Genomic DNA, 19,320 nt, shown 5'->3' on the forward strand with positions numbered 1-19,320 from the left:
ATTTGGATAGCCTTTTTTTGTAATAATTTCATTACTAGAATCATCATAGACAAAAAATATCTTATTTTTTATATTTGAAGGCTAATCTAAAAAAGGAAATAGTAACTTTATAACGATGAATATTTTAGTAATAGAAGACAACCAAAGAGTAGCAGAACTAATCCTAAGAGGACTTGAAGAACATGGATTTATACCTACAATCGCTTACGATGGTCGCTCAGGAAAAAAGTTAGCCCTTAGTAATCAGTATGATTTGATTATAACAGATATTATTTTGCCAAAACTCGACGGACTTGATTTATGTAAAGAAATACGATTAGTAAAACCCGATTTACCTATAATAATGCTGACAGCTTTAGGCACAACCGACGATAAAGTAGAAGGTTTTGATGCCGGAGCAGATGATTATCTGACTAAACCTTTTGAAATGAGAGAGCTTTTAGTACGAATAAGAGCTTTATTAAAACGTAGTAATAACAACATAAATAATACTGGATTTATCTTAAAATATGCCGATCTTGAAATGAATCTGCAAACCAAAAGCATAATAAGAAATGAGACTGCAATAAACCTTACTCCAAAGGAATTTAAACTCTTGGAATATATGCTGCAAAATTCTGAGCGTGTTTTATCCCGAACAGAAATTGCTGAAAAAGTATGGGATACCCATTTTGATACAGGCACCAATTTTATTGATGTATATATAAACTATCTGAGAAAAAAAATTGATAAAGATTTTGATAAAAAACTCATTCATACCCGATCTGGCATGGGATTTATTTTAAAAGCAGAATGAAAATCAGAACTCGATTAACCATATTATTTACATTTATAACAGCCACTATCTTATTAGTGTTTGCTTCTATTATACTTATTTCTGCTAGAGAAAATAGAGAGAAAGAATTTTATGCATTATTAAAAAAAGAGGCAATTACAAAAGCCAATTTATTCTTTAATGCTAAAGTAAATAGTAAAACACTACAAAACATTTACAGAAACAATAGAGAAACATTAAACGAAGTAGAAGTTGCCATTTACACAACTTCATTTCATTTATTGTATCATGATGCTGTAGACATTGATGTTGTAAAAGAAACAAGACCAATGATAGATGAAATCGCTAAAAAAAGCGAAATACAATTTTATCTAAATGATTGGCAAGTAATTGGAATTAAATATAAATTTCAGGAAAAAGAATATATTGTTACTGCTGCGGCTTACGATGGATTTGGGTATATCAAGCTAAATAATTTGCTTAAAACCTGTATTATTGTTTTCATAATATCCATTTTACTGCTTTATATGATTGGTCGTTTTTTTTCAAAAAAAGCGTTCGAACCTATTGTTAAAATGACAGATAAAGCCAAAACAATTTCAGCTACAAATCTGGATTTACGATTATACACAAACGAAAGTAAAGACGAAATTTCTGAACTAGCAACGACCTTTAACAAAATGCTGAATCGTTTAGAAAACTCATTTGATTCTCAAAAACAATTTGTTTCTAATATTTCTCATGAACTCCGAACACCTCTTTCGGCTATTATTGCAGAACTAGAACTATCAACTCATAAGGAACGTAATAATGACGAATATAAAGTTGTTATTCTTAACACCTTGCAAGATGCCAAAAAGCTAGCTAAACTATCTAATAGTTTGCTGGACTTTGCCAAAGCAAATTATGACCCTTCAGAAATTGCATTCAAACAAGTTCGCATCGATGAGATTTTACTTGATGCCAGACAACAAGTCCAAAAATCAAATCCTTCTTATAATATTGCAATTCATTTTGAAAGTGGTTTTGAAGATGACAATCAAATTTCGATTAATGGAAATGAATACTTACTAAATGTAGCATTTATAAACCTATTTGAAAATGGTTGTAAATTCTCTGAAACCAAACAAAGTAAAGTTATTGTATCACTCGAAAAAGAGAAGATTATTTTACAATTTATCGACAATGGTATTGGTATTCTGGAAGAGGATTTAAAACATATTTTTAAGCCATTCTACCGAGGATTAAATAAAATCTATGCCGACGGTAATGGTATTGGATTGTCTTTAACCCAAAAAATCATCTTACTTCATAAAGGAACTATCTCCGTTACTTCCGATAAAAAATCAGGTACTATATTTACTGTTGAGCTTTATCATGGTATAAAAAACACTACAGTTTAAAGTTGGAGCCTATAAAAGGAACGCGGATGACGCAGATTCGCTATCGCGAAAACGCGAAAAAAAACAGATTTTCTCTCAATTTCATCCTGAAGCTTCGGGATTTAGATTGGATTATTTTTTTAAAATCCGTTTTTATCTGCGTCTTTACTTTTGTAAATCCATCTCATCTGCGTTCCATTATAAGATACGAAACTGTGCGTGAAAAAGAACGCGGATTAAACAGATTCGCTAAGGCGAAAACGCGAAAAAAAACAGATTTTCTCTCAATTTCATCCTGAAGCTTCGAGATTTAGATTGGATTATTTTTTTAAAATCCGTTTTTATCAGCGTCTTTACTTTTGTAAATCCGCATCATCCGTGTTCCATTATTTGACGTTAATCTTTTAGCATCTATGTGTAAATCCGTATCATCCGCGTCCCACTATAAGATGCGGTTTCTAATAAAATTCTAATTTTTTTCTAAAACATCTCTAACGGCCCCTCTTCAGGGGTTGTTCTATTTTTGCACCATTATAAACGAAAAATAATTTATTCAATAATATCAAAATGGATATTCCTCCTCCTAGTAAACAAAAATTATAAATTTCGCTTCTGCAGATATGTCATTGACTTTTTCGCAGCAGCGAATTAAAATCAAAAAATCATGTCAAAAAACTTCTTTAAAACTCCACTTAAAAAATTTAATGCTGATTAAAAATTAGTATTAAAAACACCTAACTCTATCTTTAATCTGACTTGTGTCTCAACTTTATTAGAGATACAGACTTGTTATTGCTTGTTAATACAATTCGTAAAATATATTAATAAAAACTACTATGATTCCTAAAAGAAACCCAAACTGCAGAATACAGATATTTAAAGCTTTAAACAGAAAATTAGAATATCCGAATATTATAATTTCTTTCATGATAATCACATTTTTCACCGCTTGCAATGATAAAAAAACTGTAACCGAAAATGAAAATTATTCTTTAAAAGGGGACACAATTATTGTTCCTGCAACATCGACAATTGCTCCTAAATTAAAACTTGAAACGGTCAAGAATGAGCCTTATCAATTAGAACTAATAACTGCTGGAACTGTAAAAGCTATTCCTAATTTTTATGCCGAAATTGCTCCTCCGTTTTCTGGCAGAGTTACTACAGTATATTTAAAACTAGGAATGAAAACTCAGGCTGGAACACCCCTTTTTGAGATGGTTTCGCCAGATTTTATCGATGCTCAAAAGAACTTCTTTCAGGCAAAATCAGCTTATCAGGTTGCTAAACTTTCATTAAAACGTCAGCAAGATTTAAAAAGTAATGGAGTTGGTTCTCAAAAGGATTTAGAAGAAGCCGAAACCAATTTTGAAGTCAACGAAAAAGAATATCAAAATGCAATTGCAAGCCTAAAAATATTTGGAGTAAATGTAAATAAACTAGTCTTTGGTCAACCACTTGTAATCACCTCTCCTATTGCTGGAGAAATCATTACAAACGAAGTCGTAATGGGACAATATATAAAAGCTGATGATACGCCTAAAGCAAAAGTTGCCGATTTAAAAAAGGTATGGGTTGCAGGACAGGTTAAAGAAAAAGACATTCGTTTTATACACGAATTAGATGGTGCCGAAATTCAGGTTGCTTCCTATCCCGATAAAAAAATTACAGGAAAAATATATCATGTCGATGAAATGGTTGACGAAGCCACCCGAAGCGTACAAGTATTAATAGAATGTGCCAATAATGACCATGCCCTAAAACCGGGTATGTATGTAACTGTAAAATTTATTGATACTCCCGAAAATACTTTGTTTGTTCCTGCTAAAGCTGTCTTACAGTTTAATGACAAAAGTTTTGTCCTTGTGCAGATTACCAAAGGAAAATACGCCAGACGCTATGTAGAAACTGGAATTTCCAGCAAAGGAAAAATAGCAATCCTATCCGGATTAAATCCTAATGAAACAATTATAAGCGAAGGTGCTTTTTATCTGCTTGAAGCGAAATAAAGTCAAGAGGTTCTGAGTTGCAAAGGGACAAAGGTTTTCTGTAGATAGCGTTAAAAAACTTTTGAATCCTTTTAATCCTTTATCCCAATAGCTATCGGGAGTGGTAAAAAAAATACCCAGTCTTAAAACCTTAGTATCTCTGAACCTTTGAGCCTTTGAGCCTTTGAGCCTTTGAACCTTATCAAAAAAATGAAAAATGAAAAAAAATATATTTGAAACAACAATAGCAAAACGCTGGCTGATTCTGGCGTTATTTTTACTACTCTCCTTATTTGGGTATTATTCATGGACACAACTTTCGGTGGAGGCTTACCCAGACATTGGCGATGTGACCTCGCAAGTGGTAACGCAAGTTCCGGGATTGGCAGCCGAAGAAATAGAACAGCAAATTACTATTCCGATAGAACGTGCTATAAATGGTTTACCTGGCATGCATGTTATGCGAAGCAAAAGCACTTTTGGTTTATCTATGGTAACCATTGTTTTTGATGATGGTGTCGAAGATTACTTTGCCAGAACAAGAATTCAGGAACGTTTAAACGACGTCGAATTACCTTATGGAGCAACACCAGGTTTAGACCCGCTTACATCTCCAACTGGCGAGATTTACCGCTATATTATCGAAAGCAAAAGTCACGATTTACGAGAATTAAGTGAATTACAAGAATACACCATTATCCCTCGTATCAAGCAAGTTTCGGGCGTTGCCGATGTTACCAATTTTGGAGGAATCACAACTCAATATCAGGTTGAACTTGATCCTCACAAAATAGAGCAATATGGTTTATCACTAAGTGAAGTAACCGAAACTATCGAAAAGAATAATGCCAATGTGGGCGGAAGTGTTATTAATCGCGGAGACCAATCGTATGTTGTACGCGGAATAGGTTTGGTAAAAAATCTAGAAGACATTGGGCGTATTGTGGTGAAATCGGTAAATGGTGTTCCTATCTATCTAAATGATATTGGTACATTAAAATACGGAAATCTGGAGCGCAAAGGTGCATTAGGATATACAGACAAACGTGGTGCAGATTATTCGGATAATATTGAAGGGATTGTGCTTTTGCTAAAAAACCAAAACCCATCGGTAGTTTTAAAAGGTGTAAACGAAGCAGTTGATGATTTAAACAAAAATTACCTTCCTGAAGGTGTTCAGATTCATGCTTTTTTAGACAGAACCGATTTAGTAAATACAACACTTACGACTGTTTCTCATACTTTACTGGAAGGGATGTTACTGGTAATTATTGTATTAATCGTTTTTCTGGGTAGTTGGAGAGGCGCATTATTAGTCGCGATTACAATTCCTATTTCGCTGTTGATTGCATTTATCTTAATGAAATTAACCAACATTCCTGCCAATTTACTTTCATTGGGAGCAATAGATTTTGGAATTATTGTAGATGGCGCAATTGTAATGATGGAAACTATTCTGAAAAAACGAGAAGATAATGAAGCCGAAGAACTCACAGAAAAAAGCATTGCCGAGAGAGTAAAAAGTGTCGCTCGTCCTATCTTTTTTGCCACCTTAATTATCATTACTGCTTATTTGCCATTATTTGCTTTTGAGCGTGTCGAGAAGAAACTATTCACTCCAATGGCATTTACTGTTGGCTATGCACTTTTTGGAGCATTATTGGTGGCATTATTACTTATTCCGGGACTGGCATATTTTATTTATCGCAAACCACAAAAAATGTATCATAATAAGTGGCTGGATAAACTGACTAATTCCTATCATAACAGAATTCTAAAAATAATGAAGGCTCCAAAAAAGGTATTTGCTCCTTTAATTGGTGTATTATTCCTTGCTTTTATTCTTACTGTAATGGTCGGAAAAGATTTTTTACCTCCACTGGATGAAGGGTCAATCTGGTTACAGGTTTCGTTACCTCCAGGTATTACTTTAGAGAAATCGAAAGAAATGAGTGATACACTTCGCCATCGGACTTTAAAACATGATGAAGTAACTTATATGATGGTTCAGGCAGGACGCAATGATGATGGAACCGATGCATGGACGCCTTCTCATTACGAATGCAGTATTGGCTTAAAGCCTTATAGTCAGTGGAAATCGGGTAAGACTAAAGCCGATTTAATCAAAGAACTTGCTGCTGAATATGCTACAATGCCTGGATATAATGTTGGTTTTTCGCAACCTATGATTGATGGTGTAATGGATAAAATCTCCGGAGCGCATAGCGAATTGGTCGTAAAAATATATGGAGAAGATTATAAGGAAACCCGCCGAATTGCCGAGGATATTATTAAAACCCTAAAAGATGTAAAAGGCGCTGTAGATCTTGCTATAGATCAAGAACCACCATTACCACAAATACAAGTTATTGCCGACCGCCAGAAAATCGCTCAATACGGATTGAACGTAGATGATGTATCGGAATTGATTGAAGTTGCAATGGGAGGAAAAGCTGTTTCGCAAATTTTTGTAGGCAATAAAGTTTATGATATCATAACGAGATACAATGAAGAAAGTCGCAATAATCCTGAAAAAATAGGAAACCTAATGTTGACAAATTCCGAAGGCATTAAAATTCCATTATCTCAAGTATGCGATATCAAACTCAATACTGGAGAAAGTACTATTGCCAGAGAAATGAACAAACGCCATCTTACGGTTCGGTTAAACTTAAGAGGAGCCGATTTAAGTTCTTTTCTTAAAGAAGCTCAAGCTAAAATAGAGCAAAATGTAAAATACGACCACCAACAATTTAAAATAAAATGGGGCGGTCAATTTGAAAATCAAGAGCGTGCCTATAGCCATTTGGCAATAATAGTTCCGCTGGCTTTGGCATTAATGTTTGTATTATTATATGGTGCATTCGGGAAATTCCGTCAGGCAGGATTACTAATGAGTATCGTTCCGCTGGCATTATTTGGAGGAATGCTGGCCCTTAATGTTCGTGGCATGACGCTCAATGTATCATCTGCCGTAGGTTTTATAGCCTTATTTGGAGTTGCAATACAAAACGGAGTCATCATGATTTCGCATATTAATCAGCTTCGTAAAAACGGAATGGATTTACTCGGTGCGGTAACAAATGGTGCTAAACAACGCTTTCGCCCTGTATTAATGACTGCAACTGTTGCCGTATTAGGATTATTACCTGCTTCATTAGCAACTGGTATAGGCAGCGATGTACAGCGACCTCTTGCAACGGTAATTGTTTACGGACTTATGTTCTCTACAATACTGACTCTATTCGTTTTACCATCTCTTTTTTATCTCATCGAGAAAAAATTTGGTACAGAAAACGGAATACTACAACATGAAATCGATAATCAATAAAACGATACATTATGATTAAAAATATAAAACATAAATGGATATTTCTTTTGTTACTGCTGAATATTTCGGCAGTAATAAATGCCCAAATTGATACCACATTTACACAAGTAAAAATGAATTATCCTGATTTCTTATCCTTAGTAAATAAGAACAATTTAGGATATGCAGCCGAAAAATTTAATATGAATATAGCTGAAGCTAATGTAGAAGCTTCGAAAGTATTTCCTGATCCTGAACTTGCTATTGGAGCTAGTGATAATGGACAACGCAGAATGCAAATGGGCTATGGTTTTTCGACGGAATTAAGTTGGACATTGGAACTTGGTGGAAAGCGAAAAGCCCGAATAAATGCAGCAAAAAGTACTAGCGAACTAACTAAAGCTTTATTAGAAGATTACTTTCGTAACCTACGTGCCGATGCAACTTTAAATTATTTAACCAGCTTAAAGCAAAAGGAAATATTTAAGGTACAATTAAACTCTTATACGATTCTTAAAAATATAGCTGTAGCCGATAGTATTCGGTTTAAATTGGGTAGCATAACCGAAATTGATGCACGCCAAAGTAAACTAGAAGCCAATACGATGCTGAATGAAGTGTACCAAAGTGAAGCCGATTGGAAAACTACTCTATTAGAACTAGGAACTTTGGTAGGTAATCAAAAAGCAGATACTTTGTATTCGCCTATTGGGGATTTAACAAAATTCGATCGCTTATTTGATTTGAATGAACTTATAATTTCTGCCGAAAACAATCGAGCCGATTTATTGGCTGCACTTAAAAATAAAAATGTATCACAACATATTTTAAAATTAGCCAAGGCAAATAGAGTTCTGGATTTAGGATTAAATATGGGAGTAGAAAGTGCTTCTGTAGTAACAAATAGTGTTGCTCCTACCCCATCTTCTTTAGCTATTTCTGGAGGTATTTCTATTCCGCTTAAGTTTTCTAATCGAAATAAGGGTGAATTAAAAGCAGCTGAATATAGTGTGCAACAAGCCGATGTATTGTACAAACAAACGGAATTACAAATCCAGATAGAAGTACGAAAAGCATGGTTTAATTATCTCACTACACAAAAACAAGTGCGACAATTTAATACTGGTTTATTGGGCGATGCACAACGTTTGCTCGATGGAAAGGTTTATAGCTACAAACGTGGAGAAACCAGTTTACTCGAGGTATTAAATGCGCAACGAACCTATAATGAAACTCAACTTAATTATTATGAAACTCTATATAATTATGCTGCAGCACTGGTTGAACTAGAAAAAGCAGCTGGTATTTGGGATATTAATTTTTAAAATAATACTGATAACAATGAAAAATACATATACAATTTGCATCATGCTTTTTTTTATACTCAAAATTAGCGCGCAACAAGATGGTCTCACGTTTGGAATAAGTGGTGGCATAAACTGGACATCATTAACAGGTAGAGATATTGACAGTTTATCTAATGATGGATCTCAGAAAAGTTTAATCGGACAATCAATCGGGATTACGCTCGACAATAAAACATCTAAATACTTCGGACTAAAACACGAATTATTTTACAGCCAGCGAATAATGTCTATCAAAATCGATGATGGAATAAATCCCGAATTCTCAAGTAAATTTAAACGTCAGTATATTGATATATTACCTGTTAGTCCAACTTTATATTACAAAGGATTACAAGTTTATGCAGGACCATATCTGGGCGTTTTATTAAATGCTTCCATACAACGTAAAGATGCCGATGGAAACTTATATACCGATAAATCGATTTATGGTTCTGGCGAAGCTTCTAGTAATTATAGTCAGAAAATGGATGCTGGGTTTGTTGCAGGTTTAAATTATGAATTCTCAAATGGAATTAATCTTGGAGGAAGATTTATTCGTGGCTTTGTGCCAATAATAGAAAATGCGAATACCAAACAACAGTTGAAAATTTACAATGAAAGTTTTTTTGTTACCATAGGATATAGTTTTTATTAAGTTACTAAGGTTCTGAGGTACTAAGGTTCTGAGGTACTAAGGTTCTGAGAGGCAAAGGGACAAAGGTTTCTTGTATTGCAAATAAAAAAGGTTCATAGGTTTTCTGTAGAGGCGCACCGCAGTGCGTCTTCAATAGATATTAAAGATTAAAATCTTTGCGTCCTTTGCGGTTAATTTTTTTTGCCACAGATTAAAAAGGATTAAAAAATATTTTTTACCATTAAGGGATTAAGAAAAGTTAAGTTTTGTCCTTAATGGAACTTAATGTCTTAATGGTTAGTTTTTTTCACCACAAACTTGTCTTTCTGAGGAACGAAGAATCTCCAAAATCTTTGTCGAGTTTCTTGCGGAGATTTCTCCTTTGTCGAAATGACAATATTGGGGATTTTCTATAAATATAACGTCCCGCTGGGACTTGTTCATAATGAAACTTAATTTTCTTAATCCCTTAATGGTAAAAAAATATTTTATCTAAAATGACATTTCTTCTTCTAGTTCTTTAGGAGCTTTCACAGCTCTGGAAGCTACTTTGGGTGCTGGAGCTGTTTTTGCTTTTTTGCTGAATTTTTGTTTTCCCCACCAAATTAAAAATCCTGTAATAGGTAAACTGGCAGAAATTAAACTTGCAAAAAAAGCTAAAATTTTTCCTGTAAGTCCCAAGACTGCTCCTACGTGAATATCATAATTCATTCGGCGTATTTTATCTGGAACACTAGCATCTTCATACTTTCCAGAAAAAGGGGTTTTGATTGTAATGTCTTTGAGTGATTGCTGATCGAAACTATAACGATCCATATTGTAAAAAGTATTGCTTTTTTTGTAAACAAAAGCTCCAATAGGATCTGATGGTTTTTCGGGCATTGATATTAAAATCCCAGCTGCCTGAGGACTTTCTTTTGCTAATTTAAGTATCACTTTATCTACTGTAGAAACATGAAATGCTTTAACGGTTGTTGTATCTGATTTAGGTGATTCTCTATTTTCTACTAATGGTTTTCCTCCAGAAGTTACCCAATATAATGATTTGCTAAACCAACCAAAACTCCAAACTAAACCTGTTAATGAAATAAATAATAGAAAAAACATGCTGTAAAAACCAAGTACATTATGCATATCATAATTTACACGTTTAAAACTAGCCGACCATTTAATTTTGAAACTCTTATCACGGATCGATTTAATCCATTTTGTTGGCCACCATAAAACTATTCCTGTAATTAATATTACTACAAAAATTAAAATAGCAACTCCTACAATAGGACGACCAATATCATAAGGCAACCATAAAGCACGGTGTCCATTAAGCATAAATCTAAAAAAATCGGGGTCTTCTCTAGAAAATGCTTTAACATTAAGCACTTGTCCTGTATAAGGATTCATATACACATTAAAAGTAGTACCGCTTCGTCTTTTTTTACGTTTTGGTTCTTTATCTTTAGGCTTGTCATTTGAAGCCAGATTACCAGCTTTTGCTTGTTTTTTCTCTTTTTGTGCTTCTTCTTCCTTTCCTTTATTATCTTCTTTATTTTCTTTTTTAGCAACAAAATATCCCACAATTGCTGCTTCGTCTTTTTCTCCAAAAGTAACACTGGTGGCTTTTTTGCCTTTCATTTCCTTATCGGCAATACTTATAAGTTGCGATGGCAACAAATAGGCTTTTTCTTGTGGAGTTACAAAACGCCAATCTTCTATAAAATCTTTTATTTCATGCTCAAAAACGTACATGCAGCCAGTAAGACTCACAATAACTACAATGATACCAGATCCTAATCCTAACCACAAATGCAGCCAGGCTGCAGTGCGTTTGAAAAGTGACTTTTTACTTTTTTTCTTTTTTTGAGTAGAAGTAGACATGTTTTTGAAATCTATAAAAATTATGTAATAAGAACCATAAGCTCTAAAGGCAAAAGGTTAGCAAAAAATAACATCCTGAAAACGCAAATTTATAAATTTACTTTTATTTAATAAGACTAATTATAAATAATTTTTATGTCAGAATAGCAATAATTTATCACTTAAATTATCTTTATACACCTATGCTTACAGGGCTTACTAAGGATTAGTAAACAAGTTTTATGTTGTTTACTAAATTTATAAAATGCCGTTTCAAAATTGAAACGGCATTTTTAATCACATTAATATTTTAATTTAGCAATAGCTGTAATTTCTCCACCTTCTACTTTCATACCTTTAGTAGCAACTCCTGTTGAACCATTAATTGTATAAATCCAGTTACCATCTGGTGTATTAATACCTAATATAAGTGAGTTATTATCTTCTGTAGTAATATTATAATTTGTGGTAGTTGATTTAATTACCTCAGGTCCATTAGTAACCCACTTAAAAGTTTGAGCGTACACATCGGCTACAGCCAATTTAGCCACTCCGTTATTTTTACCAGCATTACCATACATTTGTAATAACACTTTTCCTTTACCGATATAACTGCTTGAAGAAATTTTATGTCCACCAGATTTTTCTTCTACATTAAAGAAATAAGACTGATCAAATTCTGTAGTTCCTTTTTTAATTTTCAATACCGCAGATGGTTTAGTCGAAGTTATAACATTATTACTTGTTGCAACTGCACTAGAAAAACCGTATGCGTCTCCATTTTCATCTTGGATTAATCCATTTGAAAAGTAATCTCCTAAATAACTTGTACGGTTATCTTTAATTACTTTTTCTAATTTTAATTCTGGGTAGTTATATACTGCAACCCACGTACTATCTGGATATTTAGTTCCGAAGGTATCTACCTCGTCTCCTTTAATACTCATGTATGGCATATATACCTTATCTCCTACCTGTGTTGCCCATGTATAATGTGCTCTTTCTCCGTTTTTAGCCAGTTTTTTGATATCTTGTTGTGCTCCACCCACAATAAGTGATGATGTTGCATCAATTCTATACATAGATGCTATAGATGACGCACCTCTTCTTGGTATTTTTATTGTTAAAATTTCTTTGTTTACTGCTGCAAAAACCTGTACTGTTTCAGCTTGAAAGTTAGATGTTTTAGTCAATTTACCCTCAGCTGTCAATGCATAAGTAGTAACTGCTCCAGGATTTCCTTGTCCGTAAAGTAAACTAAAAAATTTATTCTGGTTTGTAATATAAAAACGGTACGAACCATCTTGCTCTAATCCGTTACCAGTTGTTGTAATAGATCCTTTAGTAATATCATCTGTAGTTAATAAATAATCAGCAATTCCTTCTGCCCCTGTAGTTGCTGTAATAATATATTTTGTTTTTTCTGTTCCTGTGCTTGGTGTTCCTCCATCTGGAGAGCTAGAGTCACTGCTACAAGAAAATGACGTAAAGGCTATTAAAGCAGCGAATATCGCTAATGTGCTAGTTTTTTTCATAATGATTATTGTTTGATTTATTTGAATTATTTATTTGATTTGGTAAAGAAATACCTGAATTTTATATTGAATGAGCGACTTGGTTTTTGCAACGAAAAGTTGTCGTAAAGCTTATTATCTAATACATTTTTACATTCTAAGGCAATATTATATTTACCATCTGCAAAAGTGTATACTGCATTTAAATCATGATTAAATTGTTGCGGTATATCTAGTTTACCATCCTTAATACCTTGGCTTGGCCATGACAAATAATAAGTGTGTACGTATAAAAAATTATAACCAATAGATAAATTATTTCCCTTTTTTATGAAGTCATAAAAGAAAACGGAGGCATCGGCATTACCAAAAAGATAAGGGATATTAGGAACTCTGTCTTTATAATATGCTGATTCAACATTTTTGCCTGGCTCGTATTGTGTCATATTACGAATATTTTGATACGTCATGTTCACACCAGCAGTAAATCTATTTTTATAAGAATATCTCACTTCACCATCTATACCAAAATTTGTAACCCCTTTTTGGTTAACGTTAGTGATCATCGTTTGATTTAAATTCATTTCTGAACGAATAAAATCGGTTGCATCACGATATAAAAAATTCACATCAAATGTCATTGCATTGACTTTCTTGAAGCTAGTTTGATAACTTAATCCAACATTAAAATTATTACTCGTTTCTGGTTTAAGACTACTATTCCCTGCCACATTATCATTAACATTTCCGAATAATTCATCAGGAGTTGGCAATCTGTAACTTTTTTCGAAGGATCCTTTTATCTGTAAATTCTGCTTTAAGTAATAACTGCTTGCAGCACCATATCCAACCAAATTTTTATTATCTGCATGCTCTATATATGCAATATCACCCCAATTCCCCGAAGGGTTATAACTCTCGGAATAGGTATTTCTCAAAGAATAATTTTTAACAAATACTGAAGTACTCCATTTTTCGTTATAATCAAATTTATAACCTGCACCTATAATATTTTTTTGAGATTTCTTCGGTTGCTGATATAGTAGTGATTCAGGAACCAACTCATCACTTTCTTTACGATTAAAGGTGTTAAAAGTGTTGTTCAGCATAAACGAATGTCTATCGTTTAAACGGTAAGTAAAATTTGCTGTAGCGATTCCATTATTGTTTTTGAACTTACGTAACGTACGGCTACGCTCCCCTCCTAAACCAGGTATTACTATATAATCTCCAAACCAGTTATATCTTCGAAAAACCGTATCAACATTTTGTTCTTCTCCAAAATTAAAATTACCTGTAACACTAACATCTAACCCTTTTGTAAAGAAATCTTTTACCTGATATTTTACAGTTGGCATCAAGATATTTCCTTTACCATACACTTGTCCAAATACGCTAGTCATACGTGCTCCCGTTTGTATATCAGCTCTATTCTCACCAGCTGTAAAACCAAATAATAATTTATCGGCATATTTTTTTCCAGTTATACCTACATTCAGTATTACGGTTTCATTACGATATTTATCATGAAATCTTCTTACACGAGCATTAGGGAAATAGGCACCCGTATTTAAATCTGCAGCTTCTACATTTACCCAATAATTATTGTCTGAGTAATTCTGAAATGCATTTATCTCGGTAGTAAAACCACTCTTGGCAGTATATCCTGCATTTATTGTCGTACGATGTGTATTAAATGATCCAAAAGAATATGAAGCATCAAGATATGTACGCGGTTTAGAATTGGTAACAATATTAATGGCTCCACCAAGTGCATCTCCACCTAACCAAATAGGCACAACCCCTTTGTAAACTTCGATTCTATCGGCAAGATTTACAGGAATATTATTCAGTTGGAACGATGATCCAAAATTATCCATCGGTACTCCATCAATAAAAACTTTTATCTGATTCCCTGAAAATCCATTAATAGAAAGCTGCGATTTAGAACCTACTCCTCCTGATTCACGAACACGAACACCCGAAACTCTATCTAAAGCATGTGATAAGTCTAGTGTAGAATTGTGTAGTTTTTTTGCATCGATTGCTGTTACGCTATAGGATTGTTTATTTATTTTCTCCGTTTGGGTACGTCCCATTACAGTTATATTTTCTAATTCGTTTAATTCACTTTCTAACCGAACGGAGAAAATTATTTCGCTTGTCCCCTTAACTTCGATGTGTTTTTTTGAAGTTGAAAACCCTATTGCGGAAACTTTTAAAACATAATTTCCTGCTGCAACATTTTTAAAATTATATTTTCCGTTTTCATCGGACATAATGATAAAATCTGTTTTTTCTAAACTTACTGTTGCAAATGGAATACTCTGTCCTGAACTCTCCGAAATCTGTCCTGAGACCGCTATCCCCTTATTTTGTTGGGCAAATGAAAAGAAGGATACTAAAAAAATTATACTTAAAATTGAAAATTTATGAGTTGACATATGTTTACTTAGACTAATTATAAATAACTTTGCAGCAAAAGTACCACGAACGTATCCTTTTTATATAGGGAAAAACGGATTATTATTTTGTAAAAACGGATTATTATTTTGAAAATTAAATCGAAACTTCTCAGTCACGAACACCCAATAATTTCTATTGCGGTTTATGATGGCTATGACCCAAAAAGTCACTTGGCAGACGAAAATGTATTTATAAAAAATGAAACTTTAGAAGAAATAAAAAGTCATCATTTAATAACTGATGGTCTTGTGATTCTTGATACTCAAATGTATTTTTCTGAACCACAAACGGCATTATTTGAGATTACTTGTGAATCGATTGTGATGAATTTTATATGCTGTAATAATGTCGAAACCTATATTGATCAACTAGAAACTGAAAAATATTCGCGGGAAAATACCCATAATATTTTCTATACTTCAAATTATAAAGCCACATTTAAAATTCCGCCATTTGAGCAAATAAATTACTTTTCAATAATCTTATCAAAAGATTTTTATTACAATATTATCAATGAAGATTGGGAACTTCATCAAAAATTCTCAAAGAATATTCTCTTAAAAAAATCCAGTTATTTAACTTCTAGATATATTCCTTTTACATCATCGATACAATGGGTTATTCATGAAATTAAAAATTGCAATCGCCAAGGCGCTTTAAAAAGAATGTATATCGAAACTAAAATTAAAGAACTATTAATTTTACAATTGGAAGCCCTTATTGAGAAAGCAATTCCAAAGGATTTAATAGACGAAGAGGATTATACTAAACTACTAGAAGCCAAGTTAATCCTAGATAAAGATTATGTACATGCTCCTACTCTTCCTGAACTTTCGAGGATGATTTCTCTTAATGAATTCAAGCTAAAAAAAGGATTTAAAGCTTGTTTTGGAACTACTGTAAAAAGTTATATTATCGAGCTCAGGATGAAACATGCCAAAGAATTATTTAAATCTAAAACAATAAGTGTTAGCGAAGTAGCTTACAAATGTGGTTATAAAGATGTGTCGCATTTCTCTGCTGCTTTTAAATCTTTCTATGGTTTTTCTCCGCAAAAATTTAAAATTAATTGGAATAAAATTACTTCTTGGTTATCTGGTTTTTTATTACTTGGTTAACATCGTAAAACGTTTATCGTTTGAGTCAATGTCATTAGGTAAAACTTTATAACAAATTATGACTAAATTTTCGCGCAAAGCCGCAAAGCCGCAGAGAAAATCTATGCTAACTTGGCGGCTTTGCGACTTTGCGAGAGAACTATTCCGTACTGTATTAATTATGTTTTTCTTGACTTTAATGACGATGAACTAAAACAATAGTTATTCATTTTTATTTACTGAACAACATAATTAATAGAACATACCTAACAGATTTTAAAAACCTTTTGAGATAATCAAATTGCAAAAAAAACTGAAAATTAATTTCTTTGGGTAATTATTCTTTTGGCACAATCGGATGCACATAATAAGCCACCAGCCATCATAATAATGTCTTTAATAACCAATCGTCCTGCTCCTGATAAATAAGGAAATCCATGTGTAGAACTACCCAAATCAGGAACCCAAGTTTCGGGTGTTGTAATTAAAAAAGTTAGTGTAACCAAGGCCATACCTGCAGTAAGAATTCCTCCTACAAGTCCTATACGTGCATTAAAAATTCCGAATAAGGTTAGCAATCCTATAATTATAATTACTGTGCCTAATATGTACGAAAAAATATAAGTACCGTTCTCGTTATGCCATTTGATATTTTCCTGAACAACTTCACCTTCTTTATTTTTGTGATCTTTATACTCACTCGGATTGTTATAAAAGAAACTCATTAATGGGCTATTTGCAACAAAAGGTACAATTCCATCTGCTTCATATTGAAAAGCTTTGAGTCCGCCAATCCACACCATTACAATAAAAATGGCTATTCGCATTAAATTAAAAAACTGATTTTGTAGATTTGATAAGGTCGATAATATGTTCATACTTTTATTTGTTAATGATATTTACATTTAAATGCCAAAATTAACTACTCTATGATCTGCTCACAATGGACAAATATGGCTATTACCTAGACGAATCTGCAACGATAGATATACCAACATTTTCTCGAAATGCAGTTGGTGTAATCCCTGTATGTTTTTTAAAATAACGACTGAAATAATTTTCGTCATCAAAATTTAATTCTGCTGCAATTTGTTTCATGCTTTTATAACTAAGATGAATTAACTTTTTTGCCTCAAGTATAACTCTTTCCTGAATTAATGTAGATGGTGTTTTTAGAAAATAATGCTTACTTAATTTCGAAAAATTATTGGGCGAAATTCCCATTTGCGTAGCATAAAAAGAGGGTTGTCTTTCTTTACGAAAGTTGTTTTCTAATAAATCTTTAAACTGAATTAATGGGTGATGTATGCTCTTTTCTTCGTGAACAAGATTATCTTCCGATTTTATTTTGCTACATAATGCTAATATTAATTGCAAATAAGAACGTACAACTGCCATAGCATAACTACTAGTATTTTCAAGCTCTATAATTAGTTTACCTAAAATATAATCCAACTCAATATACTCTTCAGTCGCAAGATTTACATAAGGTTTCTGATAAATATTATTGAATAAAAGTCCGTTACAGGCAACCTCTTTTTTATGATATTCTATACAATAAAAATCACCATGAAATTGTAATCTTCTGGTTTTAATTGGCTTTTTTATGTCAAAATGAATGATTTGGTATGGTGTTGTAAACAATATAATTTTACCTTCAAAAGTGTATTCTACCAAATCTACGTTAACTTTTCCATTGCCTTCCAATAGAAAAATACTGTACATTGGTGAACTTCCATTCAGGTTAATATAATCTGTATCGCATTCCTGAACGATACAATTTTCATGGTCAAATTCATTATCTTTCATTAATTTTCTATTTATTCTTGCTGTACCATTTTATCTTAAAATAGTTTTCATTTCTAGTTTTATCTACTGAATCATTTTTACGAAGCTTGGCACCAATTGCAACTAATTCCCAAAAAGAAGTTGAATCTTCGGGATATGGAATCTTATAAAAATTAGTTTTATCTCCATATTTACAAATCACGGCATTGATATAATCCAGCACATGAAATGTATTAAAACTTTCTCTAAATTCAGGTCGAACTTCATCATTATTTGCAAAACATACTGCTCCTATAGCATAAGAATCTGATATAAAAGGGATACCAATTATCTTTTCTATCTTATCTAAAACGTCTTTATCAAAGTTAGGAATCATAATGTATTGTGTAAATATTTTTTTTAATTTATGATGAGAAAATGGTATTAAAATAAAAAACCGTTTCAAATTAAGAAACGGCTTTTTTTATCTTTTTTCAATATTTATTAGCACCCAACTACACTTCCATCCTCTAAAAGTGTTGGTAGGCAAGGTCTTTCTTGAGGACCAATACATGGGTAATTAGGATAGTCATAAGGATTAACACCTGGACCTGAAGGCGCCCAGTCACCATCAGAACATCTAGGTACAGATATCGGGCCATTATAACCTTTACCAATTGTGTTTTTTTGTTGATCTTTACTTAGTAATTCTACTCCATTTAAATTCAAAATTGTTTTTAACATAGCAACTTAAATTATAAAATTTTTAGATTTATCAATCATTTTGAGTCCATTGATTTTTAGACTTTTTAATATAGAGAATCCTATTTATTTAGCATTCAGTTACGGTACCGTCTGCATGAAATGTAGGAAAACAAGGTTCTGTTACTGGTTCAGCAATATCTGCACATGGATAATTAGGGTAATATGCAGGATTAGCTCCTGGAGGTGCCCAATTACCATCTGAACATCTAGGAGTATTTCCCGACCCTCTTTGTTCTTTGCCGACAATATTTTTTTGTTGATTTTTACTTAGTAATTCTACTCCATTTAAATTCAAAATTGTTTTTAACATAGTAACTTAAATTATAAAATTTTTAGATTGATCAATCATTTTAAGTCCATTGATTTTTAGACTTTTAAGTAATTAAATATAAGAAATTACTTTTAAACAGAAACACTTTTTT

The 19,320-nt window shown here is 32.7% G+C and carries 15 protein-coding genes; 7 read left to right on the forward strand and 8 right to left on the reverse strand.

Annotated elements, in window-relative coordinates:
* Positions 1-115: 115 nt before the first annotated feature.
* The 6 genes from B8T70_RS17125 (at position 116) to B8T70_RS17150 (ending at position 9,456) form a co-directional block, all read left to right on the forward strand.
* Positions 116-796 (forward strand): response regulator transcription factor, encoded by a 681-nt coding sequence (locus B8T70_RS17125; RefSeq protein ID WP_039114045.1) that lies wholly within the window; start codon positions 116-118, stop codon positions 794-796.
* Entirely contained in the window at positions 793-2,178 is a 1,386-nt protein-coding gene (locus tag B8T70_RS17130; protein ID WP_086895600.1) for a HAMP domain-containing sensor histidine kinase, read from the forward strand. Before B8T70_RS17125 ends, B8T70_RS17130 begins: the two co-directional genes overlap by 4 nt.
* An 815-nt stretch (positions 2,179-2,993) precedes the next feature.
* Entirely contained in the window at positions 2,994-4,166 is a 1,173-nt protein-coding gene (locus B8T70_RS17135; RefSeq protein ID WP_086895601.1) for an efflux RND transporter periplasmic adaptor subunit, read from the forward strand.
* Between the two features lie 196 nt (positions 4,167-4,362).
* Complete coding sequence (locus tag B8T70_RS17140) at positions 4,363-7,476, forward strand: efflux RND transporter permease subunit (RefSeq protein ID WP_086895602.1); 3,114 nt, start codon at positions 4,363-4,365, stop codon at positions 7,474-7,476.
* A gap of 11 nt (positions 7,477-7,487) precedes the next feature.
* Complete coding sequence (locus tag B8T70_RS17145; RefSeq protein WP_086895603.1) at positions 7,488-8,780, forward strand: TolC family protein; 1,293 nt, start codon at positions 7,488-7,490, stop codon at positions 8,778-8,780.
* 16 nt (positions 8,781-8,796) lie between these two features.
* Positions 8,797-9,456 (forward strand): outer membrane beta-barrel protein, encoded by a 660-nt coding sequence (locus B8T70_RS17150; RefSeq protein WP_086895604.1) that lies wholly within the window; start codon positions 8,797-8,799, stop codon positions 9,454-9,456.
* Between the two features lie 471 nt (positions 9,457-9,927).
* On the opposite strand, the gene B8T70_RS17155 is transcribed toward B8T70_RS17150, so the two are convergent.
* The 3 genes from B8T70_RS17155 to B8T70_RS17165 form a co-directional block, all read right to left on the reverse strand.
* On the reverse strand, positions 9,928-11,310 hold the full coding sequence (locus tag B8T70_RS17155) for a PepSY domain-containing protein (protein WP_086895605.1): 1,383 nt from the start codon (positions 11,308-11,310) through the stop codon (positions 9,928-9,930).
* Positions 11,311-11,591: 281 nt separating this feature from the next.
* The gene (locus tag B8T70_RS17160; RefSeq protein ID WP_086895606.1) at positions 11,592-12,824 is read right to left on the reverse strand and encodes a DUF4374 domain-containing protein; all 1,233 of its coding nucleotides are present in this window, start codon (positions 12,822-12,824) and stop codon (positions 11,592-11,594) included.
* A 26-nt stretch (positions 12,825-12,850) separates the two neighbouring features.
* Positions 12,851-15,247 carry a TonB-dependent receptor gene (locus B8T70_RS17165; protein WP_086895607.1) on the reverse strand — a complete coding sequence of 799 codons (2,397 nt, stop codon included), beginning with the start codon at positions 15,245-15,247 and terminating at the stop codon, positions 12,851-12,853.
* A gap of 108 nt (positions 15,248-15,355) precedes the next feature.
* On the opposite strand from B8T70_RS17165, the gene B8T70_RS17170 reads away from it, so the two are divergent.
* A complete protein-coding gene (locus B8T70_RS17170; RefSeq protein ID WP_086895608.1) occupies positions 15,356-16,387 on the forward strand; it encodes an AraC family transcriptional regulator in 1,032 nt (343 codons plus the stop codon).
* A 299-nt stretch (positions 16,388-16,686) separates the two neighbouring features.
* On the opposite strand, the gene rclC is transcribed toward B8T70_RS17170, so the two are convergent.
* The 5 genes from rclC to B8T70_RS17195 all read right to left on the reverse strand — a co-directional run bounded on the left by rclC (position 16,687) and on the right by B8T70_RS17195 (position 19,208).
* Positions 16,687-17,244 carry a reactive chlorine resistance membrane protein RclC gene (gene rclC / locus B8T70_RS17175; protein WP_086895609.1) on the reverse strand — a complete coding sequence of 186 codons (558 nt, stop codon included), beginning with the start codon at positions 17,242-17,244 and terminating at the stop codon, positions 16,687-16,689.
* Positions 17,245-17,326: 82 nt separating this feature from the next.
* A complete protein-coding gene (locus B8T70_RS17180) occupies positions 17,327-18,175 on the reverse strand; it encodes a helix-turn-helix domain-containing protein (protein ID WP_242667510.1) in 849 nt (282 codons plus the stop codon).
* Between the two features lie 7 nt (positions 18,176-18,182).
* Positions 18,183-18,530 carry a hypothetical protein gene (locus B8T70_RS17185; protein WP_039114036.1) on the reverse strand — a complete coding sequence of 116 codons (348 nt, stop codon included), beginning with the start codon at positions 18,528-18,530 and terminating at the stop codon, positions 18,183-18,185.
* Positions 18,531-18,637: 107 nt separating this feature from the next.
* Entirely contained in the window at positions 18,638-18,877 is a 240-nt protein-coding gene (locus tag B8T70_RS17190; protein WP_039119108.1) for a hypothetical protein, read from the reverse strand.
* An 88-nt stretch (positions 18,878-18,965) separates the two neighbouring features.
* Positions 18,966-19,208 (reverse strand): hypothetical protein, encoded by a 243-nt coding sequence (locus tag B8T70_RS17195; RefSeq protein WP_086895610.1) that lies wholly within the window; start codon positions 19,206-19,208, stop codon positions 18,966-18,968.
* Positions 19,209-19,320: the final 112 nt, after the last annotated feature.

Origin of the sequence: Flavobacterium sp. AJR (assembly GCF_002156885.1) — a bacterium.
In the GTDB taxonomy this organism is placed as follows: Bacteria; Bacteroidota; Bacteroidia; order Flavobacteriales; family Flavobacteriaceae; genus Flavobacterium.

What these genes read in the sequence shown, in the direction of transcription:
- B8T70_RS17125 (WP_039114045.1), top strand. Translation starts at nt 116, where the DNA reads ATGAATATTTTAGTAATAGAAGACAACCAAAGAGTAGCAGAACTAATC.
- B8T70_RS17130 (WP_086895600.1), top strand. Translation starts at nt 793, where the DNA reads ATGAAAATCAGAACTCGATTAACCATATTATTTACATTTATAACAGCC.
- B8T70_RS17135 (WP_086895601.1), top strand. Translation starts at nt 2,994, where the DNA reads ATGATTCCTAAAAGAAACCCAAACTGCAGAATACAGATATTTAAAGCT.
- B8T70_RS17140 (WP_086895602.1), top strand. Translation starts at nt 4,363, where the DNA reads ATGAAAAAAAATATATTTGAAACAACAATAGCAAAACGCTGGCTGATT.
- B8T70_RS17145 (WP_086895603.1), top strand. Translation starts at nt 7,488, where the DNA reads ATGATTAAAAATATAAAACATAAATGGATATTTCTTTTGTTACTGCTG.
- B8T70_RS17150 (WP_086895604.1), top strand. Translation starts at nt 8,797, where the DNA reads ATGAAAAATACATATACAATTTGCATCATGCTTTTTTTTATACTCAAA.
- B8T70_RS17155 (WP_086895605.1), bottom strand. Translation starts at nt 11,310, where the DNA reads ATGTCTACTTCTACTCAAAAAAAGAAAAAAAGTAAAAAGTCACTTTTC.
- B8T70_RS17160 (WP_086895606.1), bottom strand. Translation starts at nt 12,824, where the DNA reads ATGAAAAAAACTAGCACATTAGCGATATTCGCTGCTTTAATAGCCTTT.
- B8T70_RS17165 (WP_086895607.1), bottom strand. Translation starts at nt 15,247, where the DNA reads ATGTCAACTCATAAATTTTCAATTTTAAGTATAATTTTTTTAGTATCC.
- rclC (WP_086895609.1), bottom strand. Translation starts at nt 17,244, where the DNA reads ATGAACATATTATCGACCTTATCAAATCTACAAAATCAGTTTTTTAAT.
- B8T70_RS17180 (WP_242667510.1), bottom strand. Translation starts at nt 18,175, where the DNA reads ATGAAAGATAATGAATTTGACCATGAAAATTGTATCGTTCAGGAATGC.
- B8T70_RS17185 (WP_039114036.1), bottom strand. Translation starts at nt 18,530, where the DNA reads ATGATTCCTAACTTTGATAAAGACGTTTTAGATAAGATAGAAAAGATA.
- B8T70_RS17190 (WP_039119108.1), bottom strand. Translation starts at nt 18,877, where the DNA reads ATGTTAAAAACAATTTTGAATTTAAATGGAGTAGAATTACTAAGTAAA.
- B8T70_RS17195 (WP_086895610.1), bottom strand. Translation starts at nt 19,208, where the DNA reads ATGTTAAAAACAATTTTGAATTTAAATGGAGTAGAATTACTAAGTAAA.